The 17,085-nt window shown below is 32.9% G+C and carries 12 protein-coding genes; 9 read left to right on the forward strand and 3 right to left on the reverse strand.

Features of this window, described 5'->3' with window-relative positions; all coding sequences use genetic code 11:
• Positions 1–72: 72 nt before the first annotated feature.
• The 4 genes from KO504_RS06135 (at position 73) to uvrB (ending at position 9,678) form a co-directional block, all read left to right on the forward strand.
• Positions 73–2,418, forward strand: a complete 2,346-nt coding sequence (locus tag KO504_RS06135; protein WP_215925445.1) for a T9SS type B sorting domain-containing protein — start codon at positions 73–75, stop codon at positions 2,416–2,418.
• A 67-nt stretch (positions 2,419–2,485) separates the two neighbouring features.
• Positions 2,486–4,774 carry a gliding motility-associated C-terminal domain-containing protein gene (locus KO504_RS06140; RefSeq protein WP_215925446.1) on the forward strand — a complete coding sequence of 763 codons (2,289 nt, stop codon included), beginning with the start codon at positions 2,486–2,488 and terminating at the stop codon, positions 4,772–4,774.
• Positions 4,775–4,806: 32 nt separating this feature from the next.
• The gene (locus tag KO504_RS06145; protein ID WP_215925447.1) at positions 4,807–7,518 is read left to right on the forward strand and encodes a T9SS type B sorting domain-containing protein; all 2,712 of its coding nucleotides are present in this window, start codon (positions 4,807–4,809) and stop codon (positions 7,516–7,518) included.
• A 156-nt stretch (positions 7,519–7,674) separates the two neighbouring features.
• Positions 7,675–9,678 (forward strand): excinuclease ABC subunit UvrB, encoded by a 2,004-nt coding sequence (uvrB, locus tag KO504_RS06150; protein WP_215925448.1) that lies wholly within the window; start codon positions 7,675–7,677, stop codon positions 9,676–9,678.
• 316 nt (positions 9,679–9,994) lie between these two features.
• On the opposite strand, the gene KO504_RS06155 is transcribed toward uvrB, so the two are convergent.
• Positions 9,995–10,396, reverse strand: a complete 402-nt coding sequence (locus KO504_RS06155; RefSeq protein WP_215925449.1) for a TerB family tellurite resistance protein — start codon at positions 10,394–10,396, stop codon at positions 9,995–9,997.
• Positions 10,397–10,538: 142 nt separating this feature from the next.
• Here KO504_RS06155 and KO504_RS06160 point away from each other — a divergent pair, with 142 nt between their 5' ends.
• The 3 genes from KO504_RS06160 (at position 10,539) to KO504_RS06170 (ending at position 12,436) form a co-directional block, all read left to right on the forward strand.
• Positions 10,539–11,282, forward strand: a complete 744-nt coding sequence (locus tag KO504_RS06160; protein WP_215925450.1) for an alpha/beta hydrolase — start codon at positions 10,539–10,541, stop codon at positions 11,280–11,282.
• A gap of 125 nt (positions 11,283–11,407) precedes the next feature.
• On the forward strand, positions 11,408–11,650 hold the full coding sequence (locus KO504_RS06165; protein ID WP_215925451.1) for a DUF1456 family protein: 243 nt from the start codon (positions 11,408–11,410) through the stop codon (positions 11,648–11,650).
• An 84-nt stretch (positions 11,651–11,734) separates the two neighbouring features.
• Entirely contained in the window at positions 11,735–12,436 is a 702-nt protein-coding gene (locus KO504_RS06170; protein WP_215925452.1) for a phosphoadenylyl-sulfate reductase, read from the forward strand.
• A 70-nt stretch (positions 12,437–12,506) separates the two neighbouring features.
• Here the strand turns inward: KO504_RS06170 and sucC are convergent, their stop codons facing one another.
• Together sucC and KO504_RS06180 are read right to left on the reverse strand one after the other, a co-directional pair.
• A complete protein-coding gene (sucC, locus tag KO504_RS06175; protein WP_215925453.1) occupies positions 12,507–13,697 on the reverse strand; it encodes an ADP-forming succinate--CoA ligase subunit beta in 1,191 nt (396 codons plus the stop codon).
• 107 nt (positions 13,698–13,804) lie between these two features.
• Positions 13,805–14,461 (reverse strand): hypothetical protein, encoded by a 657-nt coding sequence (locus KO504_RS06180; RefSeq protein ID WP_215925454.1) that lies wholly within the window; start codon positions 14,459–14,461, stop codon positions 13,805–13,807.
• Positions 14,462–14,571: 110 nt separating this feature from the next.
• Here KO504_RS06180 and lysA point away from each other — a divergent pair, with 110 nt between their 5' ends.
• Positions 14,572–15,777 (forward strand): diaminopimelate decarboxylase, encoded by a 1,206-nt coding sequence (gene lysA / locus KO504_RS06185; protein WP_215925455.1) that lies wholly within the window; start codon positions 14,572–14,574, stop codon positions 15,775–15,777.
• 89 nt (positions 15,778–15,866) lie between these two features.
• Positions 15,867–16,901, forward strand: a complete 1,035-nt coding sequence (locus tag KO504_RS06190) for an AI-2E family transporter (protein ID WP_215925456.1) — start codon at positions 15,867–15,869, stop codon at positions 16,899–16,901.
• Positions 16,902–17,085 lie beyond the last annotated feature (184 nt).

The raw sequence follows: 17,085 nt of genomic DNA on the forward strand, positions 1-17,085 counted from the left end.
TACGACCTTTAACACCTTTTTTTAATCCCAATAAAAGTTAGTTACTTATCTTCGCTGTCCCTTAAATTAAAAATGAAGCAAATAATCCTTTTAATTGCCTTATTGGTATCTTTATTTACGTATTCTCAAAACATTACGATAGATAGCCAAACCTATACGCCTCAACAACTTGTAGAGGATATTTTAATTGATAGTGATTGTATAGATAATGTTACTGTAACTAATGTTGTTGGGGGCGATTTTGGTGGAGCAGATCAAAGCTATGGCTATTTTGATGCCACAGGTTCTACTTTTCCTTTTCAAAGCGGTATAGTTTTAAGTACAGGAAGATTAAATAATGTCCCAGGGCCAAATAATAATTTAAGTGATGATAATGCACCAAATTGGAATGGAGATGCTGACTTAGAAAATGCACTGAATGAATCTGGAACAATAAACGCTACCATTTTAGAATTTGAATTTACGTCTGTTGCTTCACAAATTAGCTTCAGATATATTTTTGCTTCTGAAGAATATCAAGAAAACAATGCTAATACCTGTCAATATTCAGATTTATTTGGGTTTTTAATTCGTCCTGACGATAACCAAACCCCTTATGAAAATATTGCTTTAGTACCAAATACAGACATTCCTGTAAAAGTAACAACGGTTTCTCCGGGAGTTCCTGGTAGCTGTCCTCCTGAAAACGAGACCTTTTTTGGTAGTTTTAACGGAGCTGATTCACCTATAAACTTTAATGGCCAGACTGCGATTTTAACAGCAACTGCAAATGTAGTACCCAATGAAACATATCATGTTAAATTAGTAATAGCAGACGAAAATAACTACAGATATGACTCTGTTGTTTTTTTAGAAGCTAGTAGTTTTGAGTTGTCTTCCGATATTGGACCAAACCGACTTATTGCTACTGAAAACGCTCTTTGCGAAGGCGAAACATTAGAATTAAACGCTTATCAAAATGGGCAAAACACTTATGATTGGTATAAAGATAACGTACTAGTACAAGGTGGTTCTCTTATTTGTGGCACATGTGGTACTTATACCGTTACAGAGGCAGGAACTTATACTGTAGAAGTAACGCTTGCTAATGGTTGTATTGCTTATGGCGAAGTGATAATAGAATATGCTTCATTACCTCTTGAATCTGATGCTATTTTAATTGAATGTGATTTAAATCAAGATGGTATAACCACTTATAATTTATTTAATGCTTCTAACGATTTAACTAACGGAGACCAAGATATTTATGTGGATAACTTTTTCTTATCAGAAGCTGATGCTATTGCAAACATAAATGCAATTGCAAATCCTGAAACATTTGAAAACACCTCCCCTTTCCAAACCGTTTATGCACGAATTGTTAATCAATCTAATTGTTTTAATATCTCAGAATTAGAATTACAAAGGTCAAATAATATTTTAACTATTCCAGATTTACAAGGGTGTGACGGCGATGTTACAGATGGTTTTACAACCTTTGATTTATCTGAAATTGAAGCTTCTATTTTAGATCAAATTCCGGTTGATTCTAATGTAACCTATTACGAAACCGAAGAAGATGCGTTTAATGAAACCAATGCGCTTTCTAATACATTTGAAAATAGTATAGCAAATTCTCAAACTATTTATGTAAAAGTGAGTACTAACAATCAATGTTATAGTATTTCTACCGTAAACCTTAATATACTTTATACACCTTTATTAGAGGCTGATGAAACACATATTTATTGTATAGATTCTTCAGAACCTTTAACTATATATGGAGGTGTTCTTAATGATTTACCTAATAATTATTATTACGAATGGCAGTTTAATGGAACTGTTACAGATATAAACACCTCATTTTACAACCTTACAGAACCTGGCAATTATACTGTAATTGTTACAGATCCAAACGGTTGCTCTTCTAGTAGAACAATAACCGTATTACCCTCCGAATCCGCAACTCTTGAAGGAATTAGTGTTACTGGTGTTGCTCCCAATAATACAGTTACAATTACTGTTTCTGGTACAGGTGATTATGAAATAGCTTTAGATGATACTAATGGATTTTATCAAGATAACTTTGTCTTTACTAATGTTTCTCAAGGTTTTCACACCGTTTATATTAAAGATAAAAATGGTTGTGATGCTATTGAAGCAACTATATCAGTCTTAGGGTTCCCTAAATTCTTCACACCAAATGGAGATGATGACAATCCTACTTGGCAAGTTATAGGCACGGATGCACAATTCAATCAAATAACATCAATTCAAATTTTTAATCGCTATGGCAAATTAATTACGCAACAAAATGCAATGACTGCTGGTTGGGATGGAACTCTAAATAGCGAACCACTCCCAAGTGACGATTATTGGTTTATTGCCAATTTTATAGATGGCAAAACTTACACTGGTCATTTTACATTAAAAAGATAATTATATTAACCGAGGCTTAACAATAAAAACGTATTACTAATCTATTTTTACCGCTTAAAATAACGAAATGAATAACCGATTTTTTCTACTTACAATTACCCTATTAATTAACGCGCACCTTTTATATAGTTCTAATAATTCTATTATCGATATAGATTGTCCGGCGCCAATAATAAATACATTTAATCCTTCTAGTGGACCTGTAAATACAGAAATTACACTAAATGGAAGTAATTTTACTACGACAACAACAGTAGACTTTAATGGTGTTAATGCTCCCTTTTCAATACTAAGTGATACTCAAATTTCAGTTTTTGTTCCTTCTGGAATTTCTAATATGTCTAATATAACGCTTACAACTTCTGGAGGATGTAATACAACAACCTCTTCTAATTTTACTTTAATTAATTCTGATTGCACTTCTGCTGATGAGATTTATATCTCAGAAGTTTATGATTCTGACGGAGGAAGTTATGGTGTTATAGAACTCTACAATCCAACCAATACAACTATAAGTTTAAATTCAGTTTACGAAGTGCAACGTTTTGGAGATATTGGTAATGTTGCTCCAAGTGCTACAATCCCACTAGAAGGTTCTATTGCGCCTCTTAGTACTTATATTATCGAAATGGGTGGTACAGGCAATACGTGTAGTGGCTTAACTGTTGGTACATCTGTAGCTGCTGGTATTAATGAAGATGATGAAATTAAATTACTAAAAAACGGAGCTATCATAGATATCATGCATACAGATGATGAAGTGGGCTATACTTTTATTAGAAATGCAGATGCATCTGCTCCAAGTACAACATTTAACCTTAACGAATGGTTATTATTAGAGGTTGAAGAGTGCTCAAATTTAGGATCGCACACTGCCGATGCGAGTTCTACTCCAAATATTACACAACCTAATAATCAGGACATTTGCGAAAATGGTACAGCAACTTTTTCTGTAGCTGTAAATACAGGCTCATATACTTACCAATGGCTAGTTCTTAACGCTTCAGGAAACTGGGTAAATGTCAACAACGACAGTAATTATTCTGGTGCAACTACCAACACCCTAACCATTACTAATGCACCTGCTAGTTTTAATGGGCTTCAATATTACTGTTTACTATCATCTGTAAGTTGTAACCTTGTTTCAGATGCGGCTCAACTTGAGGTTTCTAATCCTGAAGTAGATACTTTACCAAACCAAACTGTATGCTCTAATTATACATTACCTGAGTTAACTAACGGAAATTACTATACAGGACCTAACGGTACAGGAACTCAGCTTAATGCCGGAGATATTATAACCTCTTTCCAAACCATTTATATTTTTAACACATCTGGCACTGCTCCTAATACCTGCCAAAATGAATCTAGCTTCACCGTTTCTATTAGTGGAAACCCATTAGTAAGTGTATTAGCAGACCAAACTGTTTGTTCTGAATATGTGTTACCAAGTATTACTAATGGAAATTATTTTACCGCTGCTAATGGTAATGGTACAGCTTTAAATGAAGGAGATATCATATCGACATCACAAACCATTTATATTTATAATGAAGTTGGAGTTGCTCCTAATATTTGTACTAACGAAAGTAGTTTTGATATTAATGTTACTGGCACGCCAAATGTAGATACCCTTTCTGATGTGTCTATTTGTTCTGAATTTATTTTACCAAACCTTACAGATGGCAGCTATTTTACAGGAACCAATGGCACAGGAACACAACTTAGTGCTGGCGCTATTATTTCAACTTCACAAACCATTTACATTTTTAATGAAATTGGTACAGCTCCAGATACTTGTAATAACGAAAGCAGCTTTAATGTTACAATTTATCCTTCTACAGATTTTACTTTAACGGATTCGAATATTGACATCAATGAAGATTCAATAACGATAACCATGACTGACACAACAATAAATTACGAATACGCCATTGATGGTTCTAGTTTTCAAAGTGAAAATACATTTACAAATATTTCTGAAGGTACTCACACCTTATATGTACAAGATTCTAATGGTTGTATTATTAAGTCCATCGATTTTAACATTGCTGCATTAGTAGATGAACCAATTATACCAAATGGTTTTTCACCTAATAATGACAACAAGAATGATTGGTTTAACATTCAAGGTCTATATGATGTCTACACCAACCATAAGTTGGAAATCTATAACCGATACGGTACTTTAGTTTTTGAAGGCAACAATACTAAAAAATGGTTCGGAACAGCAAATAAAGGCTTAATGCATACAGATAAAATACTACCTGTGGGCACTTACTTCTACGTATTATATTTAAATGAGCCTAATACAAGTTCTAAACCTTATACAGGTTGGGTGTACCTCAATAAATAAATCAATTATTTTTCAACGTTTAATTTGAAGTAATGACGCGCATTAATTTATTAATTCACTATACCTACGTCTTAAGTTTATTTTTTATAACGAACGCTTATGCCATAATGGGTAGCGATGCTATAACAGATAATAACTTTTGCCCTGCTCCAATAATTAATACATTTACACCTTCTAGTGGACCGGAAAACACATTGATTACAATTAGTGGTAGTAATTTTAATGCTACTGCTTCGGTTTCTATCGATGGGGTTAACACTACATTCACCATTATAAATGACAATCAAATTACTGCTATTATACCTGCTGGTATAAGCGATACTTCTAGCTTTTCAATTGTAAGTAATGGAGGGTGCACTGGGACATCTGCTGCAGATTTTACGTTGATAACTTCAGATTGTGAACCTGCCGATATTTATATTTCAGAAATATTTGATGCCAATAGCGGAGACTATGCAGTTATAGAACTTTATAATCCTACAAATGCTCCTGTGGTTTTAGATAATATTTATGTCATAGAACGCTATGGTGATGTAGGAAACCCAACACCTAATAATGTTTTTAATAACATTACAGGAACAATTCCACCACTAGATACATTTATCATTCAAATGGGAAGCGGCAATGATTGTTCTCCTCTAGATGTAGATTTCAATATTCCTACAGGGATTAATGATAATGATGAATTCAAACTCTTTAAAAACGGAAATCTTATTGATATTGTAAACGCACCTGACGAAAGAGGTTATACTGTTGTTAGAAACGCAGATGCACCACTACCTCAAACGACATATGATAGTAGTGATTGGTCTATTCAATCTAGTGAAAATTGCTCAGATTTAGGATCACATACAGCAGATCCAATTACAAATAACATACCAAATATTATTGACCCAATAACCCAAACCATTTGTGAGAATGGTTCTGTAACGTTTACGACATCTTTAAATAATAGTATATTCCAATACCAATGGAAAGTTCTTGATAGTTCTGGAAATTGGATAAATGTTCCTAATGCTAGTCCATACTCTGACCCACAAAACAGCTGGTTGGATATCACTAATGCTCCTTTAAGTTTTAATGGAAATCAATATTACTGTGAAGTCACCTATAATTCTTGTCTGCTAATAACGAATGCTGCGCTATTAATTATTGATAGTCCAGCTGTAGATACGCTTTCAAACCAAACCACATGCTCAAATTACACCTTACCTACACTAACAAATGGCAACTATTTCACAGGTACTAATGGCACTGGAACACAACTAAATGCTGGTGATGTTATTTCAACAAATCAAACCATTTACATTTATAACGAAATAGGAACAGCACCAAATACGTGCTCTAATGAAAGTAGTTTTGAAGTGACTATTACAGGAGCACCTGATATAGATACCATTGCTAATCAAGATTTGTGCTCAGGATATACCTTACCTACACTGACAAATGGTAACTATTTTACAGGTTCAAACGGGACAGGTACTCCGCTCAATGCTGGTGACGTTATTTCAACATCACAAACCATTTATATTTACAATGAAATAGGTATAGCACCAAATACATGCTCTAATGAAAGTAGTTTTGAAGTGACTATCACAGGAGCACCTGATATAGATACCATTACTAATCAAGATGTGTGCTCAGGATATACCTTACCTACACTGACAAATGGTAACTATTTTACAAGTTCAAACGGGACAGGTACTCCGCTCAATGCTGGTGACATTATTTCAACATCACAAACCATTTATATTTACAATGAAATAGGTATAGCACCAAATACATGCTCTAATGAAAGTAGTTTTGACGTAACAGTGAGTGGGACTCCTGATATAGATACGCTTTCTAATCAATCAGAGTGTGGTTCATTTACCTTACCAACACTTACTAATGGCAACTACTATACAGAACCAAATGGTACAGGTACACCTCTAAATGCGGGAGATACCATTTCAACCTCACAAACCATCTATATCTATGTTGAAATTGGTACAGCTCCAGACACTTGCAATAACGAAAGTAGTTTTGATATTACTATTACTGGTGCACCAAATGTAGATACGCTTGCTAACCAAACTATATGTTCTGAATTTATATTACCAGCACTAAGCAATGGTAATTATTTTACAGGAACAAACGGTACAGGAACGCAACGCAATGCTGGAGATATTATTACAAACTCACAAACCTTATACATTTATAACGACATAGGCACAGCTCCAAATACCTGCTCTAACGAAAGTAGTTTTGATATTACTATTAACGATGCTGTAGATTTTACTTTAGATGAATTTAATATTTTCATAAACGAAGGAACACTTACTGTAAACATGACAGATACGTCTTTAGATTACGAATATGCTATAGATGGCAACGATTTTCAAATATCTAATATCTTTAATAACCTTACAACTGGTTTACACCTGCTATATGTTCAAGACCGTAGCGGTTGTGTTTTAAAAACACTCTCTTTTGAAATTGAAGAAGATCTTTTCATTCCTGTCTTTTTCACTCCTAATAACGATACTACTAATGATTTCTGGACCGTTATTGACAGAAATAGCATTGTAAAAGAAATACTTATTTTTAATAGATACGGTAAGCTTATCAAACAATTAATCCCTTCACAATATTCTTGGGATGGCTATTACAATGGAGAACTACTAGAATCCAATGATTTCTGGTATTTAATTACATTAAAAAATGGTAAAGAACTTAGAGGGCATTTTGCTTTAAAACATTAAAGCCTATTACACGTACATCTCATATAAAAAAAGTATCCATATTCAACAATCTATAAAACGGACTTCAGAGTTTAAATCTTGAAGTCCGTTTTATTTTAACGCAATTGTAACGCGCTTCACAATTAAATTATAAGCGCTTTATCGTAACTTTGCAGTATGCGATTTAAAATTGAGTCTGAATTTAAACCTACTGGTGATCAGCCACAAGCTATTAAAAAACTAGCAAAAGGAATTACCGACAACGAAAAATACCAAACCCTTTTGGGTGTTACTGGTTCTGGTAAAACCTTTACTGTTGCCAATGTGATTGAAGAAGTACAACGACCAACTTTGGTTTTGGCACATAATAAAACTTTAGCAGCACAACTTTACTCAGAATTCAAACAGTTTTTTCCTGAGAATGCTGTTGAGTATTTTGTGTCGTACTACGATTATTACCAACCCGAAGCATACATTCCCGTTTCTGGCGTTTATATTGAGAAAGATTTATCTATCAATGAAGAAATAGAGAAGATGCGTTTAAGTACCACATCTTCCCTACTCTCTGGTCGTCGTGATGTGATTGTGATTGCTTCAGTATCGTGTTTATATGGTATTGGAAATCCTGTAGAATTTCAGAAGAATGTCATCTCTATAGAACGCGATCAAGTTATTTCTCGTACTAAATTATTACACCAACTGGTTCAAAGTTTATATTCTAGAACGGAATCTGAATTTAAAAACGGAAACTTTAGAATAAAAGGAGATACCGTAGATGTGTTTCCTGGTTATGCTGATCATGCGTTTAGAATTCACTTCTTTGGTGATGAAATTGAAGAAATTGAAGCGTTTGACGCCAGAAGCAACGAAGTTATAGAACGCTACGATCGTCTAAATATCTATCCTGCAAATATGTTTGTAACATCACCTGATGTACTAAATGCGGCAATAAAAGATATTCAAGAAGATTTGGTAAAACAATACGATTACTTTAAAGAGATTGGTAAACATCTTGAAGCCAAACGTCTTAAAGAGCGTACAGAATTCGATCTGGAAATGATTAGAGAATTAGGGTATTGTTCAGGTATTGAGAATTATTCGCGATATTTAGACGGACGATTACCAGGAACACGCCCTTTCTGTTTACTCGATTATTTTCCAGATGATTTTTTAATGGTGGTTGATGAAAGTCACGTGACCATTTCACAAGTTCATGCCATGTACGGAGGTGACCGAAGCAGAAAAGTTAATTTAGTTGATTATGGTTTCCGATTGCCAGCAGCCATGGACAACAGACCTTTAAAGTTTGAAGAATTTGAAGCGCTACAAAACCAAGTAATCTATGTATCAGCAACTCCAGCCGATTACGAAATGCAAAAAACAGATGGTGTTTATGTAGAGCAAGTCATTCGTCCAACAGGCTTATTAGACCCTATTATTGAAGTGCGCCCAAGCCTAAATCAGATTGATGATTTAATTGAAGAAATTCAAAATCGTGTTGAAAAAGACGAACGGACTTTAGTAACCACGTTGACCAAACGAATGGCGGAAGAATTGACGAAATACCTCACTCGAATTTCAGTACGAACCCGATACATCCATAGTGATGTAGATACTCTGGAGCGTGTTGAAATTATGCAAGATTTACGAAAAGGAGTATTTGATGTTTTGGTTGGTGTTAACTTACTGCGTGAAGGTCTAGATTTACCCGAAGTATCACTTGTAGCTATATTAGATGCTGACAAAGAAGGTTTTTTAAGATCTGCGCGTTCACTAACGCAAACTGTTGGTAGAGCCGCAAGAAACCTAAATGGAAAAGCTATAATGTATGCTGATAAAGTTACAAAAAGCATGCAAAAAACTATTGATGAGACTAATTATCGTCGTGAAAAACAAATTGCATACAATACAAAACACAATCTTGTTCCTAAAGCTTTAAATAAGAGTTTAGATAGTGCATTAACTAAAAACTCCGTAAGTACTTATCGGACAGAATTAGATGCGCAAATAGCTGCAGAACCAGAAAGCGAATATTTAACAAAAGAAGAACTCGAAAAGAAAATTAGAGAACGACGCAAATTAATGGAACAAGCTGCAAAGGCTTTAGACTTTTTAGAAGCCGCTCGTTTTAGAGATGAAATTACAGCCTATCAGAGTAAGTTAGAGAAGTTAAAGGTGTAAAACAGTAGTCAGTTGCTCAGTAAAAAGTGTGAAGTGTGAAGTGTGAAGTGTGAAGTGTGAAGTGTGAAGTGTGAAGTGTGAAGCTAAAAAAATTGACGGAAGATTGGAAGATTTTACATAAAGTTCCGAAGAAGAAAACATTCCGAAACTCAATAACTAAATTTCAAGATTAAAAACTGAGACTGAGACTGAGACTAAAACTGAAATTATTACACAGAGAAGGCACAAAGATTCACAGAGAGATTGTTCTAAAAATTAAGCATATATTTAAATAGGATAGCTTTTTAAAATTACCATTGAGACTGCAAACTGAATACTAGTTATACTGCACTTTAAAAATATCAATCAAGAAATCTGGTGGTACAATTTTATTAGGAAAACTATCCATTAAATCTAGAACGCGGTTAATTGATTCATGACTTAATCCCATTCGTAATCCAAAATTGTGAATTTTAACCAATTGTTTTGGTGCGACTTTGTGATCTAAATTCATTAGAAGTACTAATCTATGAAATTGAACAATCCTTTCACTATGAGATTTTAAGTTAACATATGTTACAGGATGATTAAAAAGGTATTCAAAATCTTCTTTAGATATATCTAATTGTTTGGCAATACTGAATAAAAAATTATATTCAATAGTCCTTATATTTTCATCTGTTTGAGCGAATGCTATCATTTCAGAAAGTAAGCTCAGTTTTTCAGCACGATTTATCATTATTATGAGGGGATTATTTAATACTGTAAAGTTACAGAGGTTGTTTATTTTATTGTCGTTGATATAATGTATCTTGTCGAAAAATTAAATGTACTTAGTCGATTTTTTTAAACTTTTGTCAACTCACAAGACAAGCAACAGGATGAAATTACCGTATTTATACCTGCTTATTTTAGCATTTACAACCACTCAACTAACAGCTCAAAGCACTGCTTCTAAACAAGTTAAACAGTTTTCAATTACTGCTCCTCAATTAAATACGTCGAAAACAATTTGGGTGTATTTGCCTTCAGAATACGAAAAATCAGAAAAATCGTATCCTGTGATTTATATGCATGATGCACAAAATTTATTTGATGCTACAACATCTTATGTAGGTGAATGGGAAGTCGATGAATATATGGATACATTAATAGATAACCAAAGTATAATTATTGGCATAGAACATGGCAATGAAAAACGCATAAATGAACTCACTCCATATAAACATGAAAAGTATGGTGGCGGAAAAGGTGACTCCTATTTAAAATTTATAAAAAACACCTTAAAGCCTCATATTGATGTTAGCTATAGAACAAAATCAGAAACAGAAAACACTACAATATTTGGGTCGTCTTTAGGTGGCTTAATATCATTCTATGCTGCAATAAAATATCCTGAAACATTTGGAACCGCTGTAGCATTTTCACCTTCATTTTGGATTAATCCTGAAATTTTCGACATGGTAGCATCAACTGACATCCCAAAAACTTCAAAATTTTATTTTTTAGCTGGTACTGATGAAGGAGAAACTATGATTCCGAAATTAGAAGAAATGCTTAAATTATTAAAATTTAAAGGAGTTAAGGAAACACATATTGAAAATCATATTGTTGAAGGAGGCTAACATAATGAAAAATTATGGGCTACAAATTTTAATAAAGCCTATGATTGGTTAAATAAAAAACCTTAATTTCCTACTATTAAAAATAACAGACTTTATATCACAAACAACATAATTAAAACTCTAAAATGACAAACAACGACATTTTTAAAAAGCTAAGAGTAGCACATAAACTAAGAGATGATGATATTGTAAAAATCTTATCATTAGTTGACTTCAGAATTTCTAAAAGTGAACTTAATGCGATGTTCAGAAATGAAGACCATCCTAAATATATGGAATGTGGAGATCAAATTCTACGAAATTTTTTAAATGGATTAATCATCCATTTAAGAGGTCCAATGCCAAAACCTAAAAAAAAGAAGGAGTAAATTAAAATATCCATAAAATTTAGAAGTAAATTTTTTACTTAAAATTTAAGTTAATAACTTGTACTCAACAGAAGAAATTTATCTATGCTTGAAACAACACCCAAAATTGATCCACAACAGTATTTTTCTATTGAAGATATAAAAGCATTAAATAAAAAGTATAAGCCACTTACGTCTTGCCAACGTATAGCACAACTGTATAAAGATTTTGAGACTACAGATGTTATGGTCACAAGTTCTTTTGCTGCTACATCTGCATTTTTGTTAAAATTAGTGTCTGATACGAACCTAAAGCAAGAAATTTATTTTATTGATACGGGTTACCATTTTGATGATACTTTAAAGTACAAATCCATTTTACAAGCTAAGTACAATCTCAATGTAAAATCTGTATCTGCAATTAAAGAAGAACACGAGTTTACCACCAAAGATGAAACTTGGAAAAAGAATCCTGATTTCTGTTGTTCTATAAATAAGGTACAGCCTTTAGACCGTATTAAACAACATTATAAAATTTGGATGTCTGGCTTAATGGAGTGGCAAAGTGATCACAGAGCATCTTTAGATATTTTTGAAATACGTGGTAATATTTTAAAATTCTACCCTTTATTGGATGTTTCAAAAAAAGAAAGAGATGCTTATATTGAAGAACATCAACTCCCTTTTCACCCTTTAGTTGCAAAGGGTTATCATTCTATTGGTTGTAAGCATTGTACAGTGCCTGGAAAAGATAGGAGTGGACGATGGAATAACAATCCCAAAACGGAATGTGGATTACATTTATAACTAACAAAAAAGGTTCTCAAATTTGAGAACCTTTTTAATTTATAATTAACTGTCTAGTATAAAAATAATACTATCCTAAAACCTGTTGCACCTTATCAGCTGCTTCTTGGAACTCAGTAGCACTCATTACATCTAATCCAGAATTGTCAATTAATTCTTTTGCGATATCTGCATTTGTTCCTTGTAAACGTACAATGATAGGAACATTAATATTCCCCATGTTTTTATAAGCATCAATAACACCTTGAGCAACTCTGTCACAACGTACAATTCCACCAAAAATATTGATTAAGATGGCTTTTACAGCAGGATCTTTTAATATAATTTTAAACGCTGCTTCTACTCTAGCTGCATCTGCAGTACCACCAACATCTAAAAAGTTAGCTGGCTCACCACCTGCTTGCTTAATTAAATCCATAGTAGCCATTGCTAAACCAGCACCATTTACCATACAACCAACGTTTCCGTCTAAGTCTACATAGTTTAAACCTAAAGCACCTGCTTCAACTTCAATTTGGTTTTCTTCACGTAAGTCACGTAATTCAGCTAAATCTCTATGTCTGTATAATGCGTTAGCATCTAAAGTTACTTTAGCATCAACAGCCATTATTTTACTATCACTAGTTTTTAATACTGGGTTAATTTCAAACAAAGACGCATCCGATTTATCGTAAGCTGTATATAAAGCTGTTACAAATTTTGTCATTTCTTTAAAAGCAGTACCTGATAAACCTAAGTTAAAAGCAATACGACGTGCTTGAAAAGGTAATATACCAGTTGAAGGATCAATCTCTTCGTTATGTATTAATTCTGGTGTTTCTTCGGCAACAGTTTCAATGTCCATTCCACCTTCTGTAGAATATACAATCATATTTCTTCCAGTTGCACGATTTAATAAAACAGACATATAATATTCGTCTGGCTCATTTTCACCTGGATAATAAACATCTTCAGCAACTAAAACTTGATGAACACGTTTTCCTTCTGCAGAAGTTTGAGGTGTTACCAAATCCATTCCTATGATTTGTCCTGCAATTTCTTCAACTTCTTTAAGGTTTTTGGCCAATTTAACGCCTCCACCTTTTCCACGTCCACCTGCATGAACTTGTGCTTTTATAACATGCCAACCTGTTTCAGTTTCAGCTGTTAATTGCTTTGCTGCATCAACAGCTTCTTTAGCACTTTGGGCTACAATTCCTCTTTGGATTCGTACTCCAAAACTGCTTAATAATTCTTTTCCTTGATATTCGTGTAAATTCATTTTTAATCAGAAATTTATTGGTCCAACAAAAATAAGCATACTAATAGTTTCTACCAATTGTTTTTAAAATTGATTTATATAGGTTTCTCATTTTCTAAATTATAGGATTAATCTATTAAACGCTTAATAGCAGAAAAGGCCTTGTCTACCAAATAATCCTCTACTACAATAGTAAACTCATTTGTTGTAGAAACCACTTCATATAAAGTAATATTTTCCCATGCCAAGCGCTTAAATATTTGATAATATAAGCCAACTATTTTAGAACTCCCCTTAGGTAAATAAATACTAATAGCAGATAGTTTTTCTTTTAAACCTATTTGTGTTTCATTTTTAAATGCTTTGAGCATATCTTCTTTTTCAGAAGTTGAAATGATAATATTACTTTCAAACATACCACGCGTAAAGGCATAAAATATTTGATGATTTTCACTAATCTTTTCTAAAATTTGAGAGTGACTATGGATTAATGTTTTTGAATTTTGAAATGTAAAATCACTTAAGTTAGACCGTACCGTAATATCTCCTAATTGACTAAAGGTTTTCTTTAAACTTTTAGAGTTTTCAAGATTTAAAGGTTGCTGATACCGTCGTAGTGCCATCATAATAGCACCATCTTTTACTGGTTTTCGTAACATTTTAGAAATAGGTGTATTTAGCTCTTTTGCCAAAGCTGAAAAGTTAATAATCTCCCGAGACAAGCCTTCTTCTAAAAACGGACTAGCAACAATAATATCTTGAACACAAGATGCAATAGTCTTCATATTGTTTATTATTTAACATTTTGTGTAAAAATAGCTATATTTTTTTATTTTTTATGTTTATAGAAAGGATTACAACTATTTTCGCCAAATAACTTTAAGAAAAATAAAGAATGAAAGAAAGTACCTTGTTACAAATTGCTAAAGATTTTGGAAGTCCAGTTTATGTTTATGACGCTGAAAAAATAGAATCTCAATATAAACGATTAACAAAAGCATTTAGTAAGGTAAAACAATTAAAGCTTAATTATGCTGTTAAGGCACTTTCTAATATTTCTGTTTTAAAATTGTTTAACAAACTTGGATCTGGAATTGATACTGTTTCCATTCAAGAACTACGATTAGGATTAAAAGCTGGTTTTAAACCTGAAGATATCATTTTTACACCTAATGGAGTATCTCTTGAAGAAATTGAAGAAGCCGCAAAATTAGGCGTTCAGATAAATATTGACAACCTCTCTATTTTAGAACAATTTGGAACCAAACATCCAAAAATTCCTGTTTGTATTCGAATAAATCCTCATGTTATGGCTGGAGGAAATACTAATATTTCGGTTGGTCATATAGATAGCAAATTTGGAATTTCTATACATCAGATTCCTTTATTATTACGTATTGTAGAAAATACAAAGATGAATATTAACGGTATTCACATGCATACAGGAAGTGATATTCTAGATATTGATGTATTTTTATATGCCAGCGAGATTTTATTTGAAACGGCTAAGAACTTTAAAACGCTTGAGTTTATAGATTTTGGTTCAGGATTTAAAGTGCCTTATAAAAAAGGAGACATAGAAACCAATATTGAAGAATTAGGAGACAAACTATCAAAACGCTTCAATGAATTCTGTAAAGCATACGGTAAAGATTTAACCTTAGCTTTTGAACCTGGTAAATTTTTAGTGAGTGAGGCTGGTGTCTTTTTGGCTAAAGTAAATGTTGTAAAACAAACCACCTCTACAGTTTTTGCTCAAATAGATTCCGGATTTAACCATTTAATAAGACCAATGTTATATGGTTCTCAACACGATATTTTAAACATTTCTAATCCTAAAGGGCGTGAACGTTTTTATTCGGTTGTTGGTTACATATGCGAAACGGACACTTTTGCTAATAACAGGCGGATTTCGGAAATAAACGAAGGAGATATTCTTTGCTTTAAAAATGCCGGAGCTTATTGTTACTCTATGGCCAGCAATTACAATTCGCGTTACAGACCTGCCGAAGTATTGCTATATAAAGGTAAGGCGCAACTCATTAGAAAACGTGAAGTCTTTGAAGACATCTTACATAATCAAATTGAAATTGCCATATAATTTAGTTATCTGAGTTAACATTTTACGGGATTAAAGTAAGCCTATAGATAGTTTGCAATTACCTTTGAGAAGACTAAAACACTCTTCCAATGACACAAATTGCGCCTAAAATAATTCGTCAAATTTTCATTTTACTATTAATTATACTTTTTGGAAGTCTAATTTTTGGTGAAATGTTACCATACTTGAGCGGTGTTTTAGGCGCAATTACATTTTACATATTGCTTCGAAAACTAATGAAACGATTAGTTAATACCTACAATTGGAATCCTACGCTAGCTGCTTTAACCTTGATGCTTAGTTCCTTCATTATTATAATGGTACCTCTAACGGGTTTTGGTATTATGCTAGGAAACAAAATTTCGGATGTAGCTAGTAATAGTGAAAAAGTTATTGATGCGTTTAAAGATCAAGTCGGACAATTAAAATTTAAAACGGGCTTTGACATTAATTCTCAAATTGATACTGAAGCAATCACCACATGGCTTTCTGAAAGCGCACAAAGTATGGCTGGCAATACGTTTAACTTACTTGTTGCTTTAGGATTAATGTACTTTATGCTTTATTTTATGCTCACCAATCGTAAGCAATTAAGGCAATCGCTTAAAAACTACATTCCAATGAATAATAAAAATATTTCTGAAATTGGTAGCGAGATCCAAGCCATGGTCAAATCGAATGCCATTGGAATTCCATTGGTTGCCATAGCACAAGGAATTATAGCGTTGATTGGTTTTTTAATTTTTGGAGTTGAAGATCCGTTATTTTGGTTTGTCATAGTTACCATTGGATCCATGATCCCTTTTATAGGTACTTTTGTAGGTATAATTCCTGTCTTTATATTAACCTTATCTAGTGGCCAATCGGCTCAAGCATGGGGCATCTTAATTTATGGTATTGTTGTTGTCGGTTCTACTGATAATATTATTCGCTTGTATGTGTTGCAAAAGCTCGATGATGTACATCCTTTAGTTACCCTAATAGGTGTTATTGTAGGAGTGCCATTATTTGGATTTATCGGTTTGATTTTTGGCCCCTTACTTATAAGTATTTTTATGGCTTTGGTTAAAATTTATACTGAAGAATATGGTAAGACTGAAGAAAACCAGTCAAAACCCACCTAATTTTTCAGTGCCAATACTTTAAATACAAGTAACTAAAACGACCTCAATAATTTTAATATTTACAAACTCATAGTATTCAAGAGGTTCTCAACTTCACTAAAAAAACAGAATTTCCTTTAAAATCTCATATTTCTAAAGGTTATAACTGCATTTGAATTATAACGAAATTCAATAAATGATTTAG

It is taken from the genome of Winogradskyella psychrotolerans, from assembly GCF_018860565.1.
GTDB lineage: Bacteria > Bacteroidota > Bacteroidia > Flavobacteriales > Flavobacteriaceae > Winogradskyella > Winogradskyella damuponensis.